Source organism: Pantoea sp. 18069 (genome assembly GCF_902706035.1).
Lineage (GTDB): Bacteria > Pseudomonadota > Gammaproteobacteria > Burkholderiales > Burkholderiaceae_C > Comamonas.
On the sequence record NZ_CACSJA010000001.1, the window covers coordinates 110,832 to 131,338 of the forward strand.

The 20,507-nt window shown below is 69.5% G+C and carries 20 protein-coding genes; 3 read left to right on the forward strand and 17 right to left on the reverse strand.

Annotation, left to right across the window (positions count from 1 at the left end; translation table 11 throughout):
* The first annotated feature begins 33 nt into the window (after nt 1-33).
* Genes GVL12_RS00520 through GVL12_RS00530 form a run of 3 tightly spaced genes read left to right on the forward strand, consistent with a single transcriptional unit; the run spans nt 34 to nt 3,034 of the window.
* The gene (locus GVL12_RS00520; protein ID WP_159910686.1) at nt 34-816 is read left to right on the forward strand and encodes an enoyl-CoA hydratase/isomerase family protein; all 783 of its coding nucleotides are present in this window, start codon (nt 34-36) and stop codon (nt 814-816) included.
* 38 nt (nt 817-854) lie between these two features.
* The gene (locus GVL12_RS00525; protein ID WP_159910687.1) at nt 855-2,075 is read left to right on the forward strand and encodes a CaiB/BaiF CoA-transferase family protein; all 1,221 of its coding nucleotides are present in this window, start codon (nt 855-857) and stop codon (nt 2,073-2,075) included.
* Nucleotides 2,076-2,107: 32 nt separating this feature from the next.
* A complete protein-coding gene (locus tag GVL12_RS00530) occupies nt 2,108-3,034 on the forward strand; it encodes an amidohydrolase (protein ID WP_159910688.1) in 927 nt (308 codons plus the stop codon).
* Nucleotides 3,035-3,043: 9 nt separating this feature from the next.
* Here the strand turns inward: GVL12_RS00530 and gcvA are convergent, their stop codons facing one another.
* The 17 genes from gcvA to GVL12_RS00615 form a co-directional block, all read right to left on the reverse strand.
* On the reverse strand, nt 3,044-4,069 hold the full coding sequence (gcvA, locus tag GVL12_RS00535) for a transcriptional regulator GcvA (protein WP_306770567.1): 1,026 nt from the start codon (nt 4,067-4,069) through the stop codon (nt 3,044-3,046).
* Nucleotides 4,069-6,276: an aldehyde oxidoreductase molybdenum-binding subunit PaoC gene (gene paoC / locus GVL12_RS00540; RefSeq protein ID WP_159910690.1), complete on the reverse strand. Its 2,208-nt coding sequence runs from the start codon at nt 6,274-6,276 to the stop codon at nt 4,069-4,071. The genes gcvA and paoC overlap by 1 nt, the downstream gene beginning before the upstream one ends.
* A 2-nt stretch (nt 6,277-6,278) precedes the next feature.
* Entirely contained in the window at nt 6,279-7,229 is a 951-nt protein-coding gene (locus GVL12_RS00545) for a xanthine dehydrogenase family protein subunit M (protein WP_159910691.1), read from the reverse strand.
* The gene (gene paoA, locus GVL12_RS00550) at nt 7,226-7,873 is read right to left on the reverse strand and encodes an aldehyde dehydrogenase iron-sulfur subunit PaoA (protein ID WP_159910692.1); all 648 of its coding nucleotides are present in this window, start codon (nt 7,871-7,873) and stop codon (nt 7,226-7,228) included. The genes GVL12_RS00545 and paoA overlap by 4 nt, the downstream gene beginning before the upstream one ends.
* 97 nt (nt 7,874-7,970) lie before the next feature.
* Entirely contained in the window at nt 7,971-8,921 is a 951-nt protein-coding gene (locus tag GVL12_RS00555) for a TIGR03915 family putative DNA repair protein (RefSeq protein ID WP_159910693.1), read from the reverse strand.
* A 6-nt stretch (nt 8,922-8,927) separates the two neighbouring features.
* Entirely contained in the window at nt 8,928-10,217 is a 1,290-nt protein-coding gene (locus tag GVL12_RS00560) for a putative DNA modification/repair radical SAM protein (protein WP_159910694.1), read from the reverse strand.
* Nucleotides 10,218-10,268: 51 nt separating this feature from the next.
* Complete coding sequence (locus GVL12_RS00565; protein ID WP_159910695.1) at nt 10,269-10,694, reverse strand: Fur family transcriptional regulator; 426 nt, start codon at nt 10,692-10,694, stop codon at nt 10,269-10,271.
* On the reverse strand, nt 10,691-12,124 hold the full coding sequence (locus GVL12_RS00570; RefSeq protein WP_200843393.1) for an efflux transporter outer membrane subunit: 1,434 nt from the start codon (nt 12,122-12,124) through the stop codon (nt 10,691-10,693). Before GVL12_RS00570 ends, GVL12_RS00565 begins: the two co-directional genes overlap by 4 nt.
* A 2-nt stretch (nt 12,125-12,126) precedes the next feature.
* Nucleotides 12,127-14,103, reverse strand: a complete 1,977-nt coding sequence (locus tag GVL12_RS00575; protein WP_235033776.1) for an ABC transporter permease — start codon at nt 14,101-14,103, stop codon at nt 12,127-12,129.
* Nucleotides 14,097-15,314 (reverse strand): efflux RND transporter periplasmic adaptor subunit, encoded by a 1,218-nt coding sequence (locus GVL12_RS00580; RefSeq protein WP_159910697.1) that lies wholly within the window; start codon nt 15,312-15,314, stop codon nt 14,097-14,099. Before GVL12_RS00580 ends, GVL12_RS00575 begins: the two co-directional genes overlap by 7 nt.
* Nucleotide 15,315: 1 nt before the next feature.
* Nucleotides 15,316-15,954 carry a hypothetical protein gene (locus GVL12_RS00585; protein ID WP_159910698.1) on the reverse strand — a complete coding sequence of 213 codons (639 nt, stop codon included), beginning with the start codon at nt 15,952-15,954 and terminating at the stop codon, nt 15,316-15,318.
* A gap of 38 nt (nt 15,955-15,992) precedes the next feature.
* Nucleotides 15,993-16,874, reverse strand: coding sequence for a metal ABC transporter solute-binding protein, Zn/Mn family (locus GVL12_RS00590; RefSeq protein WP_200843394.1), 882 nt, complete (start codon nt 16,872-16,874; stop codon nt 15,993-15,995).
* Nucleotides 16,871-17,773, reverse strand: a complete 903-nt coding sequence (locus GVL12_RS00595) for a metal ABC transporter permease (RefSeq protein ID WP_159910699.1) — start codon at nt 17,771-17,773, stop codon at nt 16,871-16,873. The genes GVL12_RS00590 and GVL12_RS00595 overlap by 4 nt, the downstream gene beginning before the upstream one ends.
* The gene (locus tag GVL12_RS00600) at nt 17,770-18,516 is read right to left on the reverse strand and encodes a metal ABC transporter ATP-binding protein (protein WP_159910700.1); all 747 of its coding nucleotides are present in this window, start codon (nt 18,514-18,516) and stop codon (nt 17,770-17,772) included. Before GVL12_RS00600 ends, GVL12_RS00595 begins: the two co-directional genes overlap by 4 nt.
* Nucleotides 18,513-19,457, reverse strand: a complete 945-nt coding sequence (locus GVL12_RS00605; protein WP_159910701.1) for a metal ABC transporter solute-binding protein, Zn/Mn family — start codon at nt 19,455-19,457, stop codon at nt 18,513-18,515. Before GVL12_RS00605 ends, GVL12_RS00600 begins: the two co-directional genes overlap by 4 nt.
* 93 nt (nt 19,458-19,550) lie before the next feature.
* A complete protein-coding gene (locus GVL12_RS00610; RefSeq protein WP_159910702.1) occupies nt 19,551-20,159 on the reverse strand; it encodes a DUF6162 family protein in 609 nt (202 codons plus the stop codon).
* Complete coding sequence (locus GVL12_RS00615; protein WP_200843395.1) at nt 20,156-20,506, reverse strand: hypothetical protein; 351 nt, start codon at nt 20,504-20,506, stop codon at nt 20,156-20,158. The genes GVL12_RS00610 and GVL12_RS00615 overlap by 4 nt, the downstream gene beginning before the upstream one ends.
* Nucleotide 20,507 lies beyond the last annotated feature (1 nt).

Sequence of the window (20,507 nt, forward strand, 5' to 3'; positions counted from 1 at the left end):
TATGCGACCGGTTTTATGAAGGCTTTCGACACCATGGACGACTCGATTCTTTTGGCCCGCGACGATCAGCACATCGTCACGCTCACGCTCAACAGCCCCGACAAGATGAACGCCATGAACCTGGGCATGTGGCAGCGCCTGGGCGACCTGATGCAGCAGCTGGACGCGGACGACACGGTGCGCTGCATCGTGGTGACCGGCGCGGGAGAGCGCGCCTTTTCCGCGGGTGCGGACATCGAGGAATTTCCCCGGACCCGCCTGAACAAGACCCAGGCGCTGGCCTACGGCCGGGTCACGCACCGGGCCATGCAGGCCATGGCGCACAGCCGCCACCCGACGCTGGCCGTCATCCAGGGCGCCTGCGTCGGCGGCGGCCTGGAGCTGGCCTCGGTCTGCGACATGCGCATCTGCGGCGAGTCCAGCCGCTTTGGTGCGCCCATCAACCGCCTGGGGCTGGTGATGTCCTATGGCGAGCTGTCGGGCCTGGTGACCTTGGCCGGGCGCGCGGTGGCGCTGGAAATCGTGCTCGAGGGACGGGTGTTCGGCGCGGCCGAAGCGCTGCAAAAGGGACTGGTCAACCGGGTGGTGGCGGACGCCGCGGTGCGCGAGGAAGGCCAGGCCGCCGCACGCCGCATTGCGCTGGGCGCACCGCTGGTGGCGCGCTGGCACAAGCGTTTCGTGCAGCGCCTGGCGCAGCCCCAACCGCTGACCGAAGCCGAGCAGGAGGAAGCCTACGACTGCTTTGAAACCGAGGACTTCCGCATCGGCTACCAGGCCTTTTTAGCCAAGCAGCGTGCCCAGTTCGTCGGCCGCTGAATGCACGCCCCCACCCCTTCCTCTTTCCAGGCATTGCCATGACACTTCCTCTTTCGCGCATCCGGGTTCTCGACGTCAGCCAGATCATGGCCGGCCCTTATTGCTGCATGTTGCTCGGCGACATGGGCGCCGACGTCATCAAGGTGGAAACGCCGGGCGTGGGCGACCAGACCCGCCGCGCCATGGGCTTCAAGCTCAAGGGCGACGACAGCGGCGGCTTTCTCGCCCTCAACCGCAACAAGCGCAGCGTGGAGATCGACCTGAAGAACGCCCAGGGCCTGCAAGCGTTCTACGAGCTGGTGCGCAACGCCGATGTACTGGTCGAGAACAACCGGCCCGGCGTGGCCGCGCGGCTGAAGATAGACTACGCCACCTTGCAGGCCATCAATCCGCGCCTGGTGTATGCCAGCATTTCCGGCTTTGGCCAGACCGGCCCCTGGTCGCGCCGCCCCGGCCTGGACCTGATCGCCCAGGCCAGCAGCGGCCCCATGAGCGTCATGGGCGAGCCCGATGGCCCGCCCATGAAATCCAGCGTGCCGTTTGCCGACCTGGGTGCGGCCCTGTTTGCGGCCTATGCCATCCTGAGCGCCGTCATCGGCCGCGAGCACAGCGGCGCGGGCCAGTACATCGATGCCTCGCTGTTCGAGACGGCGCTGGGCCTGTCCATCTGGGAGACGGCCGAGTTCTGGGGCACGGGCCGCGTGCCCACGCCGCTGGGCAGCGCCAACCGCATGAGCGCGCCCTACCAGGCCATGCGCGCGGCCGACCGCTACTTCGTGATTGGCGCGGCCAACCCCAAGCTGTGGAGCGCCCTGTGTGAAGTCGTGGAGCGCACCGATCTGCTCGAGGACCCGCGCTTTGCCGGCAATGTCGAGCGGCTGCAGAACCGGGCGCCGCTGATCGCACTGCTAGAAGCCGAGTTCGCGCGCCGTCCCGCAGACGAATGGGTGGAGCTGCTGGTGGCCGCCGGCGTGCCGGCCGCGCCCATCCAGAACTTCGAGGAAGCCCTGGCCTGCGAGCAGTCGGTGGCGCGCGAGATGGTGGTGGAAGTCGAGCACCCGGTCGAAGGCAGGATCAAGATGCTGGGCTTTCCCGTCAAAATGCGGGGCACGCCCCAGCAGATCCGCCGGGCCGCACCGCTGCTGGGCGCGCATACCCAGGAAGTGTTTGCCGAGCTGGGCCTGTCCGCGCAGCGCATTGCGCAGCTGCAAAGCGCCGGTGCGTTTGGCACGGCCGGCAAGGCGCTGGAGCCGGCTTGATCTGCGCTTTTATTGACTGAATGCCGCTTTCCATGGACCACGCTACCGCCGCGCCGCCGCCCTTCATCGACGCGCACCACCACTTCTGGGATCTGACGCACAACCCGCACCCCTGGCTGCAGGACGCGCCCGTGGCCCACTTCCGCTACGGCAGCTACGAAGCGCTCAAGCGCAACTACCTGCCGGGCGATTTCGCGCGCGACACAGGTGCCTGCGCCCCCGCGGCCAGCGTGCACATCGAGGCCGAATGGAGCCGGGCCGCGCCCGTGGACGAGACCCGCTGGCTCACGACGCTGGCGCAGCGCTACCAGCGGCCGTCGGTGGTGGTGGCGCATGCGGATCTGGGCCATGCACAGGCGCGGCATGTGCTCGCGGCGCAGGCCGCTTTCCCCATGGTGCGCGGCATTCGCCACAAGCCCGTGGTGTCCCTGACGGCGCAGGAGGCGCGCCGTGGGGAGCCAGGCTCCATGGACGACACGCGCTGGCGCGACGGCTATGCGCTGCTGGCGCAGTTCGGCCTGTCGTTCGACCTGCAGGCGCCCTGGTGGCATCTGGAGCAGGCACTGGATCTGGCGCGCGACTTTCCGGCCACCACGCTGGTGCTCAACCACACGGGCCTGCCTTCGGAGCGCAGCGCGGCGGGCCTGGCCGGCTGGCGGCGCGCCCTGGCACGCCTGGCCGACGCCCCCAACACGGCCTTGAAGATATCGGGCCTGGGCCAGTTGGGCCGGCCATGGACGGCGCGGGACAATGTGCCGCTGATCCAGGAAGCGATTGCCATTTTTGGCGCCGAGCGCTGCATGTTCGCCAGTAACTTCCCCGTGGACAGCCTGGTCACCAGCTACGGCGCCATCGTGTCCGCCTTTGCCCAGGCCATTGCCCCCCTGACCCCGGCCGAGCAGCAGGCGCTGTGGGCCGGCAATGCGGCGCGCATCTACCGCATTGCGGGCTGGGCCTAGGCCCGCGCCTCATGCGCTGGCCGCGAGCTCCGCGCGCATCCACTGCACAAAGGACTGGATGCGCGCATCGTCGGCGCGCTCCTGCGGGTAGACCAGGTAGTAGGCGTACTCCACCGGCAGGCTCAACTCGGGAAACAGCCGCAGCAGCCGGCCCGCCGCCAGGTCCTGCCGGACCCAGTTCTTCTTGACCAGCGCCACGCCCTGGCCGTCGATGGCCGCATCGATGACCAGATGGCTGGGCCAGAACGCAGGCCCGCGGCTGGTGTCTATGTCATGCATGCCCATGTGCGCCAGCCAGGCGGCCCAGTTGGGGTTGCTCACATCGTCATAGGTGCTGTCATCGTGCAGCAGCACATGGTGGCGCAGGTCGCTGAGCGTTTGAATGGGATGCGCGCCCTGCTGCAGCGCCGGGCTGCACACGGCAAATACATCGACCGGCAGGCACAGCTCGGCCTGCAGGCCGGCATACACGCCGCGCCCGTAGCGCACTTCCATGTCGACGTCGTCCCGGGTGAAATCCACCATGTGCTTGGAGGTGGAGATCTTCAGGTCCAGCCCGGGAATGGCCTGGGCCAGGCCGCGCATGCGCGGTATCAGCCATTTGACCGCAAAGGTCGGCGGCAGATTGATCTTGAGCGCCGGCGAGCTTTGCTCGCGGTGCAACTGGTAGGTGGCCACGGCCAGCTGGCGAAACGCCTCCTGCACGCCCGGCAGATAGGCCTTGCCCGCGGGCGTGAGCGTGAGCGTCTTGGAGTCCCGGATGAACAGCGCGATGCCCAGATTGGCTTCGAGGGACTTCACCTGATGGCTGACCGCCGACGGCGTGACGAACAGCTCTTCGGCCGCTTTGGTGAAACTCATGAGCCGCGCCGACACTTCAAAGGCGCGCAACGGATTCAAGGGGGGAATTTTCCGGGGCATGGAGAAAAAGCGGGGCTTGGGGATGTAGTACCCCAGAGGATAGCGAAGCCGCGTGCCCGCGTACAGCCAGCGGCCCGCGCCGCTTCTCCACCCGCAGCAACCGGCAACCAGCATCAAGCCACGGCAGGCAGGCCCTTCAGCAGTTTGTCCAGCGTGATCGGGTAGTCGCGCACGCGTATGCCGGTGGCGTTGAAGATGGCGTTGGCCACGGCTGCGGCGGCGCCGCAGATGCCCAGCTCGCCCACGCCCTTGGCCTTCATCGGCGAGGACATGGGGTCGGTCTCGTCGAGGAAGATCACTTCCTGGTGCGCGATGTCGGCATGCACCGGCACCTCGTAGCCCGCGAGGTCGTGGTTGACGAAGAAACCATGGCGCTTGTCGATGGCAAGCTCCTCCATCAGCGCCGCGCCCACGGCCATGGTCATCGCGCCCATCACCTGGCTGCGCGCGGTCTTGGGGTTGAGGATGCGGCCCGCGGCGCACACGGCCAGCATGCGCCGCACGCGGATCTCGCCGGTGTCCGCATCGACGCCGACTTCGACGAAATGCGCGCCGAACGTCGACTGCTGTTGCTTGCTGGCGAGATCGCCGAATTCGATCTTGTCCTCGACTTCGAGGCCGTCTTCGCCCGCGGCCTGGGCCAGCGGCGCGCAGCGCCCGCCCGCGCTGACCTGTCCATTGGCGAACTGCGCCTCGCCGGCGCTCCAACCCAGCTTTCTTTCGACTTCAGCGCGCAGCTTCATGCAGGCCGCGTAAACGCCCGAAGTCGCGCTGTTCGCGCCCCATTGGCCGCCCGAGCCGGCCGATGCGGGAAACGCCGAGTCGCCCAGGCGCACAAACACTTTCTCCAGCGGCACGCCCATGACTTCGGCCGCGGTCTGGGCAATGATGGTGTACGAGCCCGTGCCTATGTCCGTCATGTCGGTTTCCACCGTGACGACGCCGCGGCTGTCCAGGCGCACGCGCGCGCCCGAAGTCATCACCAGGTTGTTGCGAAACGCCGCGGCCATGCCCATGCCCACGAGCCAGCGGCCATCGCGCACCTGGCCCGGCTGCGCCTGGCGCCGGCTCCAGCCGAAGCGCTCGGCGCCGGTGCGCATGCATTCGATCAGCCGGCGCTGCGAGAACGGCCGCTCGGGATGCTCGGGGTCGACCTGCGTGTCGTTGCGCACGCGCAGCTCGATGGGGTCCATCGCCAGCCGGTGCGCGAGCTCGTCCATCGCCACCTCGAGCGCGCTCATGCCGCTGGCCTCGCCGGGCGCGCGCATGGCATTGCCTTCGGGCAGATCGAGCACGGCCAGGCGCACGCCGCTTTCGCGGTGGGGCGCGGCATAGAGCAGCCGCGTCTGGTCCACGGCCGGCTCGGTCGAGCCGCCGGGCAGATTGCCCGACCAGCTTTCGTGCGAGAGCGCCGTGAGGCGGCCGTCGGGCGTCGCGCCCAGGCGTATGCGCTGTATGGTCGCGGGCCGGTGCACGGTGTTGTTGGCGATCAGCGGGCGCTGCAGCGCGACTTTCACGGGCCGCTTGACGGCGCGCGCGCCCAGCGCCGCGAGCAAGGCGTCGGCGCGCACCCAGAGCTTGCCGCCAAAGCCCCCGCCGATGAAAGGCGACACCAGCCGCACATCGGCCTTCGGGATACCCAGCGTCCTGGCCACGTCCCCCGCGCTCCAGTCGATCATCTGGTTGGACGTCCACAGCGTGAGCTGCTTGCCGCTCCATGCGGCCGTCGTCGCATGCGGCTCCATCATCGCGTGCGACTGATCGGGCGTCGAATAGGTGGCGTCCAGCGTCACCTCGGCCTTTGCATAGGCAGCGGCGAAGTCGCCGACCACCGAATGCGCAGGATTGTCCTTGGAGCCCGGCGCGCGCGGCGCGCCATCGCGCGCTTCGGCGAGATCGTATTTTCCATCGGCAGGTGCATAGGTGATGCGCACCAGCTGCGCCGCGGCGCGCGCTTGCTCGAACGTGTTGGCGACGACCAGCGCCAGCGCCTGGTGGTAGTGCGCTATCACCGGGCCGCCGAGCAGCGGCGCGGTATTGTTCCTGGCCTGGCCCAGCTGGCCCGCATTGCGCGCGGTGACGATGTGCAGCACGCCGGGCGCGGCGCGCGCGGCTTTCAGGTCCATGGCCGCGATGCGGCCCTTGGCGATGCCCGCGCCGACGACCCAGCCATAGGCGGCATCGGCCGCGACGTCATGGCGTTCATAGGCATAGGGCGCCGTGCCCGTGGTCTTGAGCTTGCCGTCGACACGGTCGATGGGTTGGCCGATGTACTGCAGCCGGTCTATGGGATTGGTGGTCGCGGGAGTATCGAATTTCATGCTCAGGACCTCGCTTGCAGCAGGGCGGCGGCGAGCGTGCGCTCGACCAGGGGCAGTTTGAAGGTGTTGTCGTGCGTGGGCGCGGCGCCCGCGAGCAACTGCGCCGTCACGGCCTGCGCGCCTTGCGGCAGCAGGCTTTCCGCGCGCGGCGAACGCCAGGGCTGGTGGGCGACACCGCCCAGCCCCACCCGGCCCGTGCCATCGGGCTGCACCACCAGCGCCACCGACACCAGCGCGAATGCATAGGATGCCCGGTCGCGCACCTTGCGATAGATATGCGCGCCACCCAGCGGCCCGGGCAGCGTGACCGCGGTGATCAACTCGCCCGCTTCGAGCACGGTCTCGAGGTGCGGCGTCTGGCCCGGCGGACGGTAGAAGTCGGCGATGGGAATCACGCGTGCCTGGCCATCGGGCCGCACGGTCTCGACGGCGGCGTCGAGCACGCGCATCGCCACCGCCATGTCGCTCGGATGCGTGGCGATGCAGGCGCTGCTCGCGCCTATCACCGCATGCTGGCGCGTCACGCCGCCCAGCGCGCTGCAGCCGCTGCCGGGCTGGCGCTTGTTGCAGGCCTGGTCGGTGTCGTAGAAGTAGGCGCAGCGCGTGCGCTGCAGCAGGTTGCCCGCGGTCGTGGCCTTGTTGCGCAGCTGGCCCGAGGCGCCGGCCAGCAGGGCGCGCGACAGCAGCGCATAGTCGCGGCGCACGCGCATGTCGGCCGCCAGGTCGGTGTTGCGCACCAGCGCGCCTATGCGCAGCCCGCCTTCGGGCGTGGGCTCGATCTTGTCGAACGCCAGGGCGTTGACATCGACCAGATGCTGCGGTGCCTCGATCTGCAGCTTCATCAGGTCAAGCAGATTGGTGCCGCCCGCGATGAACTTCGCGCCGGGCTGGCGCGCAACGGCAGCCGCGGCCGCGGCAGGGGTTCTGGCGCGCTCATAGGTGAAAGCCTTCATGCGAGACCTCCGACTTCGGCCATCGCGTCGACGATGTTCGCGTACGCGCCGCAGCGGCACAGATTGCCGCTCATGCGCTCGCGCAGTTCATCGACCGACAGCAGCGGCTGCGCGCTGAGATCGGCACTCACATGGCTGGGAATGCCCTGCCTGATTTCATCGAGCACGGCCACGGCCGAACAGATCTGCCCGGGCGTGCAGTAGCCGCACTGGAAGCCGTCGTGCTTGACGAATGCCGCCTGCATGGGGTGCAGCTGCTGGGCCGAGCCCAGCCCTTCGATGGTGGTGACCTGCGCGCCTTCGTGCATGACGGCCAGCGTGAGGCAGGCATTGATGCGCCGCCCGTCGACGATCACCGTGCAGGCGCCGCACTGGCCGTGGTCGCAGCCTTTCTTGCTGCCCGTGAGATGCAGGTGTTCGCGCAGCGCGTCGAGCAAGGTGGTGCGGGGGTCGAGTTCGAGCCTGCGCGCCTGGCCATTCACGTGCAGCGACACCGCCATCAGCGCAGAGCTGCTGGCCGTTGTGGCGGGGGCGGGGGCCGGGACCGTCTCCACGGCCTGCGCCGCCCTGGCGCCCGCGGCAGTGGCGGCGCAGGCGATCAGCGCATCGCGGCGCTTGATGACAGGCACTTCAAGGCGGTTCATCGCGGCTCCTTTTTTTCGTGGGAATCCGCATTACCGTTTCTGAACGCAGCGCAGTCAACACCTTGAGCGGCGCCTGCGGGCACAAGGCGGCGCTGGCCTACAACGCGGGCTTGCTGCGCGGCAATCTGCGCTGCGGTGTCGTCGGTGCGTTCGCCAGCATGGCCGCGCTGCGCGCCTGCGCGGCCTGGACCAGCGGCGAGATCAGCTGGGTTTCGGGCAGGTTGTGCCAGTACTTGCGCGGCATCTCCTTGCGCATGGCCGCGATCTTGAGCCGGGCGGGATTGAAGATATGCGCGTAATAGGTGAGCCACAGGCCTTCGCCGGCGTCGGCATCGGGCGCGTCGTCGGCGCGCGCCCCCGGGCCCCAGCTGAGCACGCCGGGCCGCCCTGCGAGCGGCTGCACGGCAAAGCGGGGCTGCACGCCCTGGTCGGCCAGCGCCGCGATGTCGGGCGCCTGCGGCCACCAGCGCAGGCTGCACTGGGGCGTGAGAATCGCCCAGCGCATGTTGGCGAAGCGCTGCACAAAGAACGGCGCCGCGGCCTGCACGATATGGTGCTCGGGCTCGAACCAGGCGACATGCAGCGGCCCGCTGCCGTCCTGCGGATCGTCGGCCAGCGCCACAGGGCGAAAACGCACGAACGCATGGGCCTTGTGCACTTCGCGGCGCACGGCCTGGATCCAGTGCTGCATCTGCACGCTGTCGGCATCGAGCAGGTCGTGGCGCAGGCCGGGCGTGAGCTGCATGCGCCACAGCAGCCGGTACAGCAGCGCAAAGCGCGAGGGCGCGCGGTGCAGCAGGCATTGCTCGGCCTGGGCCAGCCAGGAGCGCGGCACGGTCAGCGGCCGCTCGGGCGCGGCGGGCAGGTCAGCCAGTTGCGTCGCGTGCGGCGCCGGCGCGAACAGGTCGGGCGCCCGGGCCTGCGCGTCTTCGGTATGCCAGACCACGGCTTCGGGCGGCACCTGCTGCGCCCACAGCCAGCGCGCCAGACCGCGCCAGTGCGCGAAGTCGCAGCCATCGCGCGGCAGGATGAAAGTGTGGGTGATCATGGGGCGTCAGAAAAGACTTGCCTGTACGGGCTTGGGCGCCATGGGCTCAACAAGTTTGGCCGCAAGCAGCGGGTCGTCCAGGCTGCGCCCCGGGCTCCAGTCCTGGCATTCGACAAACGGCAGCACCTTGGCCTGGGGCACGCGCAGGCGCTCGATATCGGCGCTGCGCAGCTGGCGCCAGCGGCGCACGGCCAGCAGCTTGTCGACACTGCCCACGCCAAGGCCCGGCACACGCAGCAGCATTTCACGCGGCGCGGTGTTGAGGTTCACGGGAAACTGCGCGCGGTGGGCCAGCGCCCAGGCCAGCTTGGGGTCGTGCTCCAGCGACAGCATGCGCTGGCCCCGGGCACCGGGCGGAACGATTTCATGCGCTTCGAAGCCATAGAAGCGCATCAGCCAGTCGGCCTGGTACAGCCGGTGTTCGCGCACCAGCGGCGGCGCAATCAACGGCAGTTCGGCCGTCGCGTCGGGAATAGGGCTGAACGCCGAGTAGTAGACGCGGCGCAGGCCGTAGCCGGTGTAGAGCCTGGAGCTGGTGACGATGATGTCGCCATCGTCCGCGCCATCGGCGCCGACGATCATCTGCGTGCTCTGGCCGCCGGGCGCGAACGCCTGGGGCGCGGCCGGCCGCGTGCGGCGCGACTGGGGCATGGAGACGATGGCGCGGCTGGTGGCGTCCTTGCGCTCGGCTTTGGACGTGGCGATGTGCTCGTGCAGCTGGCCCATCGCCCGGTGGATGGTCGCGCTGTCCTTCTCGGGCGCGAGCTGGGCCAGGCCCTGCACCGTGGGCAGCTCGATATTGATGCTCAGCCGGTCGGCGTACAGGCCGGCCTGGGCCAGCAGTTCGGCGTCGGCATCGGGAATGGTCTTGAGGTGGATATAGCCCTTGAAGCCATGCGCAAGGCGCAGCGTGCGCGCCACGCCCACCATCTGCTCCATGGTGTAGCTGGGGCTGCGGATGATGCCGCTCGACAGGAACAGGCCTTCGATGCAGTTGCGCCGGTAGAAGTCCAGCGTGAGGTTCACGACTTCGGCCACCGAGAAGCGCGCGCGTGGAATATTGGAGCTGACGCGGTTGATGCAGTACTTGCAGTCGTAGACGCAGAAGTTGGTCAGCAGGATCTTGAGCAGCGAAATGCAGCGCCCGTCGGGCGTATAGCTGTGGCAGATGCCCGCGCCCTCGGTCGACCCCATGCCGCCGCCCACGGCATTGCGCTTGGCGCTGCCGCTGGACGAGCAGGACGCATCGTACTTGGCGGCATCGGCCAGAATGGCGAGTTTGTTTTGCAGATTCACTGTACAAATGTACAGCCATATGCAACGCCACGCAAGCCGCCAAGTCCCTGCTCAGAGCGTGTGCACTTCAAGCACCAAGGTCTGTCCGGACACATTCAATCCTTCACGCGCCGCCGCAGCGATCAGGCCCGCATGCAGTTGCGCATCCTCGAGCATCACGCTTTGCCCGCTGCGCCGGCAGATCAGCCGCACCCCTTGCGTGTCGGTACTGGCCTGCGGCAGCCGGTAGTGCACCTTGCCGGTGTCGTCCATCTCGCGCAGCAGCATGCCGACCGCGTAGAGCTTGTGCGCGATGCGGTAGACCGTGCTCAGGCTGGTGCGCATGCCGCGGCGGCGCATGTCGCGAAAGATCTCCTCGCTGTTGAGCCGCCGCGGGTCGTGCGCGGCCATCACCTGCAGCACGCCTATGCGCGCGGAGGTCGGCGTCAATCCCGCGGCGCGCAGGCTCTGCAATATGGTCATGCTGGCGGTACTCATGGGGTCAGGCCTTCAATGGTCATTGAATTCGCGGCAAGCGCCGCCTCGGCCGGCCGCGACCAGCCGCCACCCAGCGCCTTGTAAAGCGCAACCGATGCCTGCAGGCCCAGCGCCTGCAGCTGCACCGCCGCATCCTGCGCCGCATACAGCGTGCGCTGCGCGTCGAGCAGCGTCAGCAGGCTGTAGTCGCCCGCTCGGTAGCGGCGCTCGGCCAGAGTGAGTGCCCGTTGCGCCTGGGTAAGTTCCTCGGCCTGCGCCGCGGATTGCGCGGCCACCCCGGCCACGGCATTGAGCGCGACTTCCACATCGGCAAAAGCCGCGAAGATGGCCGCGCGGTAGTTGGCCAGCAACTCCTCGCGCCGGGCCCGGGCCAGGTCGCGCCCGGCCGCAAGCCGCCCGGCATCGAAGACCGGCGCGGCCAGGCCCGCGGCCAGCGAGTACAGCGGGTTGTCGAACACGCGGCGCAACCGGTCTGCGCCGCTGGCGATGCCCCCGGTCAGCGTGAGGCGCGGCAGCAGCGCTGCGCGCGCGGCCAGCAGATTCGCATCGGCCGCGACCAGCTGCGCTTCGGCGCGCGCGATATCGGGCCGGCGCGTGAGCAGCTCCACCGGCAGGCCCGCACCAATGGCCGGCGCCTGCAGCGCCGCCAGCGTCTGCGTGGCAATGGCCGGGCCACCGCTTTGCCCCAGCAGCAAGGCCAGCGCGCTGCGCGCGTCGCCGGCCTGCTGGCGCAGCGCCTCGACGCCGCGCCGTTGGCCGGCAACCAGGCCGCGCTGCTGCGCGAGTTCCAGCGGCGTGGCCGCGCCCGCGCGCACCCGTGACTCGACCAGCGCCAGCAGCCGGGCCGCGCTTTGCAGATTGCGCTCGCCAATCGCAATGCGTTCGCGCAGCGCCACCGCCTGCAGCCAGGCCGTGGCCACGCCCGCGGTCACGGTGAGCTGCAGCGTGTCGCGCTCGAACGCGCTGGCCTGCAACGTCGCCAGCGCACTGCCCTGGCCCGCACGGTTGCGGCCCCAAAAATCGATTTCATAGCTCGCGCTCAGGCCCGCGCCAAAAAGGCGGCCGTCTACGCTGGCGTTGCCGCCCATGCGCTGCTGGCGGCTAGCGTTCAGGCCCGCACCGACTTCGGGCAGCAGCGCCGCGCCGGCGATGCGCGCCAGAGCGCCGGCCTGCTGCACGCGCGCCACGGCCGCCGCGACGTTCAGGCTCTGCGCCTGCGCCTGGTGCACCAGCGTGTCGAGTTCGGCGCTGCCAAAGCTGCGCCACCAGTCGGCGGAGATGCCCACGGGCGACGCGACGGCATCGCCGCGCCATTGCGTTGGCAGGGCCATCATGGCGGCCCCCGATGCTGGTGGCGTGGGCGCGGCGCACCCGGCCAGCACCAGCGCCATGACCACCACCCCCATCTTGCGGTTCAGTCCCACGTTCATCCTCATTTCCCCGCCAGTGCGATCACCGGATCGAGCCGCGCCGCCGTCCTGGCCGGCATGAAACCAAACAGCAGGCCGGTCGCGACCGCGCAGCCAAAGGCGCCGGCCATGGCCGTCGCCGAGAACACCACGGGCACGCCGGCCACGATCAGCCCCGCGCCAATCGCCAGGCCTGCGAGCACGCCCGCCGTGCCGCCGACCAGCGTGACCAGCACCGCCTCGGTCAGGAACTGGCGCAGGATGTCGCGCTGGCGCGCGCCGGTCGCCATGCGTATGCCGATTTCGCGCGTGCGCTCGCGCACCGTCATCAGCATCACGTTCATCACGCCTATGCCGCCGACGACCAACGACACCGCGGCAATCAGGCCCAGCATCATGGTCATGCTCTGGCGCGTCGCGGCTTCGGCCTGCAGGCGCGCGGCGGCGTTGCTGATGGCGAAGTCTTCACGCCCGCCATGGCGCGTGAGCAGCAGCTTGCGCATCGCCGCCTCGGCTTCGAGCACCTGGCCCGACGAAGCCACGTCGACGACCACATAGTCGGGCTGGGTCTGCGCCTGGTAGACGCGCGCCCGGCCCGACTGGTAGGGAATGAACACCATTTCGTCGTAGTTCTGCGCGGCCGATTCGGCGCCGCGCTCGGCCATCACGCCGATGACGATGAACGGCGAGGTGCCGATCAGCAACTGCCGGCCCAGCGGGTTGGGCGTGTCGGGAAAGAAATGCTCTTTTGCCTGGTGGCCCAGCACCACCAGCGGCGCGAGTTCGCGGTCCTCGGCGGCGGTGTAGTAGCGGCCCTGGGCAACGCGCCAGTGGTGCACCGCGGGCATGCGCTCGCTGGCCGCGAACACGTAGACCTGGCGGTCGACATTGCCATGGCGCACGGTGATCGGGTCGCCGATCACCGGCATCACGGTGCGGATCTGCGCCAGCGCGGCGACCGCCTCCAGGTCTTCGGGCGTGAGCTGGCCCGCCGGGCCGCCGCTGGCCGGCGTCTTGCTGCCCATGTACATGATGGTCGTGCCCAGCGTGCCCATCTGGGCGACGATCTTCTGGCGCGCGCCTTCGCCAATGGCCAGCATCACGATCACCGACGCCACGCCGATGACGATGCCCAGCAGCGTCAGCACCGTGCGCGAACGGTTGATGCGCATGCCGCGCCAGGCGGTGCGCGCGGCTTCGCGCAGGTCCTGCCACAGCGAGGCGCCGTCATCGCCCGCGGCGCCGGCCATGTCGAGCACGGGCAGGGCCATGAGCGCGCGGCGCGGGTCGCTGGCGCTGTCGGCGACGATATCGCCGTCGTGGATTTCGATCACGCGCTGCGCCTGCGCGGCGACGCTGCGGTCGTGGGTGATCAGCACGATGGTGTGGCCGGCGTCGGCGAGCTCGTTGAGCAGGCGCATGACTTCGGCGCCGCTCCTGGAATCGAGGGCGCCGGTGGGCTCGTCGGCCAGGATGATGCGCCCGCCGTTCATCAGCGCGCGCGCGATCGACACGCGCTGCTGCTGGCCGCCCGACAATTGGTTGGGCCGGTTGTGCAGCTTGTCGCCCATGCCCAGGCGTTCGAGCAGCGCCGCTGCGCGGCGCGCGCGCGCCTCGCCCGACATGCCCGCGTAGATCGCCGGCATCTCAACGTTCTCGCTGGCCGATTCGGTGGCGATCAGGTGGTAGCCCTGGAACACGAAGCCGAAGGCCTCGCGCCGCAGCCAGGCCTTTTCATCGGCGTCCAGCGAGGCCACATCGCGGCCGTTGAAAAGATAGGTGCCGGCGCTTGCCTGGTCCAGGCAGCCGAGCAGGTTCATCAGCGTCGACTTGCCCGAGCCCGATGCGCCGACGATGGCGACGAACTCGCCCGCATGTATCGTCAGGTCGATGCCGTGCAGCACCTCGACTTCGGGCTGCTGGCCGTCGGTCTCATCCGCCCCGCCGTAGCGCTTGCGTATGCCGCGCAGCTCGATCAGCGGCGTGAGGCTGGCTACCACTGGAATCTCCGCACGCCGGCATCGGGCGGCGCTTCGCCGGTGATCAGGCGCTCGCCCTCTTCCAGGCCGCCCGTGACTTCGGCCAGCAGCCGGTTGCGCGTGCCCAGTTGCACACGGCGCACTTCGACCAGCTGATCAGGCGTCTTCTCGGCCAGGATGCGCGCCTCGTAGGTGCCGGACTCGCCATCGAGCGCCGTGAAGGCCGCGAGCGGCGCGGTGAGCACGTCCTTGACGGCCGCCGACACAAAGGTGACCTGGGCTGTCATCTGCGGCATCAGCGCGCCGTCGGGGTTGTCGACATCGAACAGCACCGTGTATTGCACAGCCTTGGTGCCCGCAGGGGGCATGCCGCCCGTCGCCGCGCCCGGCGCTGCCGTCGACACGGCGGGCGCGGGCAGCACCTGGCGCACCGTGCCGCTCCAGCGGCGGCGGTCGCTGCCCAGCGTGCTGAAGTAGGCGGGCATGCCGGCCTGGACCTGGCGGATGTCGGCTTCCGACACATCGGTCCAGACCGTCATGCGGAGCAGGTCGGCAATGCGCAGCACCGTGGGCGTCTGGTAGGTGGCATTGAGCGTCTGGCCTTCCTTCACATCCAGGCCCGTGACCGTGCCCGCGATGGGCGCGTAGATGCGCGTATAGCCCAGCCGGGCTTCGTCGGCGCGCAGGCTGGCGGCGGTCTGGATGATCTGCGCTTCGTACTGCGCGATGCGCGCCGCCGCAGACTTGAGCGTCGCCGCCGCGGTCTGCAGGTCTTCGAGGCGCGTGGCCTCGTCCCTGGCCATCTGCTGCTGGCGCGCGTACTGCTGGCCCGCAAGTTCATGCTGGGCGCGCGCGTCGTCGGCCTGGGCGCGCAGACCGGCAATCTGCGCGCGGCCGGCTTCGACCGTGGCGGCGAGCACGCTGGCGTCGATCTCGGCGAGCAGCTGGCCCTTCTCGACGACGTCACCCGCGCGCACCAGCAGGCGCGTGATCTGGCCCGACACCTGCGCGCCGACATCGACCGAGCGCAGCGGCTGCAGCGTGCCGATGGCCGCCACGCTGGCCTCGATGTCGCCCCTGGCGACGGTCACGGTCTGCCAGGGCGAGGCCGCCGCCGGGCGCAGCGCCAGCCACAGCACGCCCAGCGCCAGCACGGCAGCCAGCGGCAGCAGATAGCGCGTGGCGCGCGAGCGCCGGCGCGGAAAACTGGAAGAAAAATCAGGCGAAGTCATTTCAACGTACCACTTCGAAACTCAGCGTCGCGGTGTGGCGCACATCCGAGTATTTCTTGCCATCAATCGTGACCGAGCCGTTGTCCACACGCGCCGAGACTTCCAGCACGTAGAGGCCGGGAAACGAAGGCTCGAAACTCACCGTGCCGTCACTGGCCGGCGCCAGCACGCGGCGCCAGCCTTCGGAGGTGTCGACATTGACCTGGCTGGCCGCGACCGGACGGCCCTTGAACACCAGCTGGAAGGTATTGCCGCCGGCAACCGTGGGCACCAGCTCCAAGTCGTTGACGGCCTTGGTCTCGGTGCGGCCGAGCCTGGCCTGGAAATAGGTCAGCACGCCCTCGGCGTCGGCGCGCGTCGCAGTAAAGCGCGCATCGCCCTGCTCCGCCGGCGTGAACGCAAAATGATTGGCTGCGGTCTCGACCGCCAGCGGCTTGCCTTCGGGCGCGACCGGCTTGGCGTCGCGCAATGCGGGCAGTTGCGCCAGCGGCCTGGGCAGCTCGCCGGCAAACACGCGCGCCTGCGCGCCGTCGCGCTGCAGCCAGAGGTAGTCGGCGCGGGCCGACTGGGCCAGCGACAGGGACAGCGCGAGCGCGGCCAGGGCGGGCGCGACGCTGCGGGAGATAGGAAATGCAGTCATGGAATGGACAGGAATATGAGAGGTCGGAACAGCGCCGCTCAGCGCGGGCGCAGCGCGTCGACAAGGCGCGCGGCCAGGGCGGCCATGTCGGCGACCGGCTGCTGGCCGTCGGTGGCCAGCACCACCACGGCCGCGCCCGCAGCCGTCACGGCCTGGGCGAGTTCGGCCGGCAGTTCCTCGTGGTGCAGCACCGCGGCCACGCCTTCGCTGCGGATCAGCGCCGCCAGGGCCTGGGTATCGGCGCTGCCCGGCACGAGTTCGAGATGGAAGGCTGAAGCGAGATAGTCCAGGCGCGGCGACAGCGACACCACCGTGAGATTGGGCGCGGCCAGCAGCGCGGACTCGGTGCGGCCCGACAGTGCGACCAACTGCTGCTTGAGGCCCGCCAGGTTGCGCGCCAGCACCGGCGCGGCCTGGGGCGCGAGCCGTTCAAGATCCGTGGCAAGGATATCGGCCATGCGGCCCAGGTTCACCGGATGCAGCCACGGGTAGCTGCCCAGGTCCGCGCCCGGCTGCAGCGCAATGCCGGGCAGCGCGCCGTCGATGGGCCGCGCGGCGTCGATTTCGACGATGCGGATATTCGCGCGGCGCGCCAGCGGAAACAAAGGGTCCTGCGGCCACAGCGAGCGCATGGTGATCACCGCGTCGGCCTGCGCCGCCGCCTGGGCCAGCGCCTTCGCGCCACGCCCTTCGAAATAGGCCAGCTGGCGCGCGGGCGGCAGGGTCGCCGGCGCGGCGCGCGCCAGCGTGATGCCGCTGCCTTCGATCAGTTGTGCGGCCAGGCCATGCGCGACCAGGTGGCCGACGAGCACCTGAACGGACTTGGACGGTGGGGCGGCGACAGGCGTTTGCGCCTGCGCCGTCACGGCCGTGAACAGGGTCGCCGCAGCGGCGAGAAGCACAGTCAACAAGGGTTTCACGACGGCAGTCCTTTCAATCCCGGAACCAGGCCGCGCAGGATCGCGGCCAGCATGAAGACCGCCCCGGCCACCAGGATGATGGCCGCGCCCGAAGGCAGGGGCAGTGCGAATTCGATGGGCAGCAAAATGCCCGCGAGGGTGCTGAACGTGGCGATCAGCACGCTGAGCCAGAAGAAGCCGCGCAGCGACTGGCTCAAGAGCCGGGCGGCCGCGGCCGGAATCACCAGCAGCGCGCCGACCAGAATCGCGCCTATGACCTTGACCGAAGCCACGGTGACCACGGTCACCAGCACCACGAACAGATAGTCCATGGCCTTGACCGGCACGCCGCGCACCGCCGCGAGCTGCGGGTTGAAACTCGCGAGCATCAGCCGGTTGTAGTTGGGCAGGCTCAGCGCCACCGTCAGCAGCGCGACCACGGCCAGCACCGCGAGGTCCTGGCTGTTGACGGTCAGCACCGAGCCGAACAGCACGTTCTCCAGGATATGGATATTGACGCGCCCCGACAGCAGCAGCAGCAGGCTTGCGCCCAGCGCCAGCGATACCGACAGGAACACGCCGATCAGCGTGTCGGGCGTGAGCCCCGTGCGGTTGCGCAGGTAGTTGAGGCTGATGCCGAACAGCAGGCAGTAGCCGAACAGGCTGCCGTAGGGCCCGGTATAAGGCTCGCCCAGCAGGATGCCTATGGCCACGCCGGTCAGCGCCGAGTGGCCCACGGCTTCGGAGAAGAACGCGAAGCGCTTGACCACGACCAGCGTGCCCAGGCCCCCGAGCACCGGGCCGATGATCAGGCCCGCGAGCACGGCGTTGACGACAAAGCCATAGGTCAGCGCGGCGGGCAGCGCGCCGGCTTCGGCCCAGCCCTGGATCGCAAGGCGCAAGGTATCGAAGAGCGTCATGCTGCGGCCTCCTGGGCCGAAGCCCGCGCGGTGCGCGGGCGGGTGGAGAACAGGTCAAGCAGGGTCTGCGGCGTCAGCACCTCGCGCGGCGGGCCGTCGAACAGCACGCCGCGGTTCAGGCCCGTCACATGGTCGGCCAGCCGGCCCACGGCTTCGAGGTCATGCTCGACCCAGAACACCGTCACGCCGGCCTGCTTCCAGTCGGCCAGCAACTGCTCGAACACCTGCGCGCCGGCCTCGTCGAGCGCGGCCATGGGCTCGTCGAGCACCAGCAGCGACGGCGCGGGCACCAGGCCCTGGGCGAGCAGCACGCGCTGGCGTTCGCCGCCCGACAGCGCGCCCATGCGGCGATTGCGCTTGTCGGCCATGCCGACACGGTCCAGCGCCGCGCCGATCTCGTTGACGCGTGCCCGCGCAAAGCCCAGGAACGCGGGCTTGCGCTGGGTCATCGCGGCCATGAAGTCATTGACGGTCATCGGCAGGCCGGCGTCGAACGCCAGCGCCTGCGGCACATAGCCCATCACGCCCGCCGCGCCCGCCCATTCGAGCGCCACGCGGCCCTGGTGCGGCGTCTGGCCCAGCAGCGTCTTGATCAGCGAACTCTTGCCCGCGCCGTTGGGGCCGACCAGCGCATGCACGCTGCCCGGCGCCACGCGCAGCGAGACCTTGCGCAGCACCGTGGTCTGGCCCAGCGTCAGGCCCACGCGATCGAACGCGATGGCCGGTCCATGCTGCGGCGTCATTGGCCGGCCTCGCGGATGGCGCGCACCACGGTCGCGAGGTTTTTCGCCGTGTCCTGCTCGAACTTCTGCGGGGTGTAGTCGCCGTACGAGATGTGCGTGAGCGCATAGAGACGCACGCCGGTTTCGCGGCGTATGGTGTCGACATAGGCCGAGGGAAAGTCCATTTCCGAGAAGATGACCTTGACGTCCAGGTTGCGCATCTGGTCTATCGTCGCCTTGAGCTGCGCCGGGCTGGGCTCTATGCCGTGCGCGGGCTCGACGACGGCCGTGACTTCGAGGCCGAACTCGCGCAGCAGATAGTCATAGGCGCCGTGGATGGTGGCCACGCGCAGGCTGCGGCCCGGGGCTTCGGCCAGGCCCGCGAGCGCGTCGGCGCGCAGCTTGCGCAGCTTCTGGCCATAGGCGCGCGCATTCGTGCGGTAGGCCTGGGCGTTGGCCGCATCGAGCTTGCCGAGTTCGCGCGCAATGGTGTTGACCTGGGCAATGGACGCGGCCACCGACAGGAAGGTGTGCGGGTTCACGACCTGGCCCGAGCTGTCCTTGCCGCTGCGGCCGGCGTTGGCCGCGCTGCCTACGGCGGCCAGCAGCGGCACCTGGGCATTGGCTTCGATGACCGGCAGCGTGGGCTTGCTGCTGGCGGCAATCATGCGTTCGGCGAAGTCGTCATGGCCTATGCCGTTGAGCACCACCACGTCGAGGCCGCCAATGCGCTTGATGTCCTCGGCGCGCGGCTCGTAGGCATGCGGGTTGAAGCCGGCCGGAATCAGCGGAACGACTTCGGCCAGATCACCGACGATATTGGTGACGTAGCTGTAGTACGGGTGCAGCGTGATGCCTATGCGCAGCCGGCGCGCCTGCGCGGCCAGGGGAAACAACGTCAGCGCGGCAGTGGCGGCCAGGCCGGTCTGCAGCAAGCGGCGGCGGCTGAAAATGGGGGACATGGGCGTGAGACTCCAACGAAAGGGCACGCTGCGCGCAGGCAGCGAAAAGGCATCAAGGAAAAAGGCGGCGGCGACAGCGACGACGCAGCGGCGCTAGCGCTGCAGCCGGGTCACGCCCGCATCGAAGCGCGCGACGACCTGGCGCCAGCCCGCGCGCGTGAGCTGCGCGGCGTCCAGCGCCGCGGGCGCGGCCTGGGCACTGCGGTGCATCCAGATATCGGGCGGGCTTTCATGCGCGTGGGCCGCGCCGGAATCACCGTGGCCATGCGCGGGCGGCGCCACGCGCAGCAGCACCGAAGCCGCGACGGCGCTGTCGGCGCTCAAGCCCAGATAGGCCTGGGTGGCGCCATCGCCGACCAGCGTCCAGACATGGGCGCCGCGCTGCGCGCTGCTCGCGTCCTGCGCGAACGGCGGCAGGCCCATTTCGGCCAAGGCGGCCACCGCGGGCAGGCTGGCCTGCGCACCGCGCTCGGCATCGATCTCTTCGAGCGCGATGCGCAAATCGGCGTAGACCCCCTGCTCGGCCGCCGTCAGGTCGCGCCGCGCATCGAGCTGGTTTGCGGCCACGGCATGGCTTTGCTGCGGTGCGGCGCGCAGCGTCACCACCGTGCCGGCAACGGCCAGGATCAGCGCGCAGCCGGCGAGCACGGCCAGGGTTTCGTGCCCGGCGCCAGCCGGGCGCACGATCTGCGTCGTGCTCATCGCGCCGCGCCCGCGACGATTTCGGCGTGATCGACTTCGACCACATGGCCCGGGCCCGCGTCGAACAGCACGAAGAATTCGCCCTTGGGTTTCTTGAAGCTCAGCATCGAGCTCTTGTCGAGCTTGCCCGACAGCAGCACCTTGTCGTCGTAGCCCATGACATCCAGGCGCACGCCGGGTGCCAGCGAGCCGTCGGAGAACGCGCCGCGGCACTGGATGGTGTCGGCCGAAATCTGGCGGCATTCGACCACGGGGTTGTGGGCCAGGGCCGGCGCGGCCACCGACAGCAGCAGCGCGCAGGCGGCCAGTGCCCGGCGGGCGCGGCAAACAGGGTGTGGAGATGTCATT

Excerpts from the sequence above, each read along its gene's own strand:
- GVL12_RS00520 (WP_159910686.1), top strand. The coding sequence starts at position 34 with ATGGACGACTCGATTCTTTTGGCCCGCGACGATCAGCACATCGTCACG.
- GVL12_RS00525 (WP_159910687.1), top strand. The coding sequence starts at position 855 with ATGACACTTCCTCTTTCGCGCATCCGGGTTCTCGACGTCAGCCAGATC.
- GVL12_RS00530 (WP_159910688.1), top strand. The coding sequence starts at position 2,108 with ATGGACCACGCTACCGCCGCGCCGCCGCCCTTCATCGACGCGCACCAC.
- gcvA (WP_306770567.1), bottom strand. The coding sequence starts at position 4,069 with ATGCTGGTTGCCGGTTGCTGCGGGTGGAGAAGCGGCGCGGGCCGCTGG.
- paoC (WP_159910690.1), bottom strand. The coding sequence starts at position 6,276 with ATGAAATTCGATACTCCCGCGACCACCAATCCCATAGACCGGCTGCAG.
- GVL12_RS00545 (WP_159910691.1), bottom strand. The coding sequence starts at position 7,229 with ATGAAGGCTTTCACCTATGAGCGCGCCAGAACCCCTGCCGCGGCCGCG.
- paoA (WP_159910692.1), bottom strand. The coding sequence starts at position 7,873 with ATGAACCGCCTTGAAGTGCCTGTCATCAAGCGCCGCGATGCGCTGATC.
- GVL12_RS00555 (WP_159910693.1), bottom strand. The coding sequence starts at position 8,921 with ATGATCACCCACACTTTCATCCTGCCGCGCGATGGCTGCGACTTCGCG.
- GVL12_RS00565 (WP_159910695.1), bottom strand. The coding sequence starts at position 10,694 with ATGAGTACCGCCAGCATGACCATATTGCAGAGCCTGCGCGCCGCGGGA.
- GVL12_RS00570 (WP_200843393.1), bottom strand. The coding sequence starts at position 12,124 with ATGAACGTGGGACTGAACCGCAAGATGGGGGTGGTGGTCATGGCGCTG.
- GVL12_RS00580 (WP_159910697.1), bottom strand. The coding sequence starts at position 15,314 with ATGACTTCGCCTGATTTTTCTTCCAGTTTTCCGCGCCGGCGCTCGCGC.
- GVL12_RS00585 (WP_159910698.1), bottom strand. The coding sequence starts at position 15,954 with ATGACTGCATTTCCTATCTCCCGCAGCGTCGCGCCCGCCCTGGCCGCG.
- GVL12_RS00595 (WP_159910699.1), bottom strand. The coding sequence starts at position 17,773 with ATGACGCTCTTCGATACCTTGCGCCTTGCGATCCAGGGCTGGGCCGAA.
- GVL12_RS00600 (WP_159910700.1), bottom strand. The coding sequence starts at position 18,516 with ATGACGCCGCAGCATGGACCGGCCATCGCGTTCGATCGCGTGGGCCTG.
- GVL12_RS00605 (WP_159910701.1), bottom strand. The coding sequence starts at position 19,457 with ATGTCCCCCATTTTCAGCCGCCGCCGCTTGCTGCAGACCGGCCTGGCC.
- GVL12_RS00610 (WP_159910702.1), bottom strand. The coding sequence starts at position 20,159 with ATGAGCACGACGCAGATCGTGCGCCCGGCTGGCGCCGGGCACGAAACC.
- GVL12_RS00615 (WP_200843395.1), bottom strand. The coding sequence starts at position 20,506 with ATGACATCTCCACACCCTGTTTGCCGCGCCCGCCGGGCACTGGCCGCC.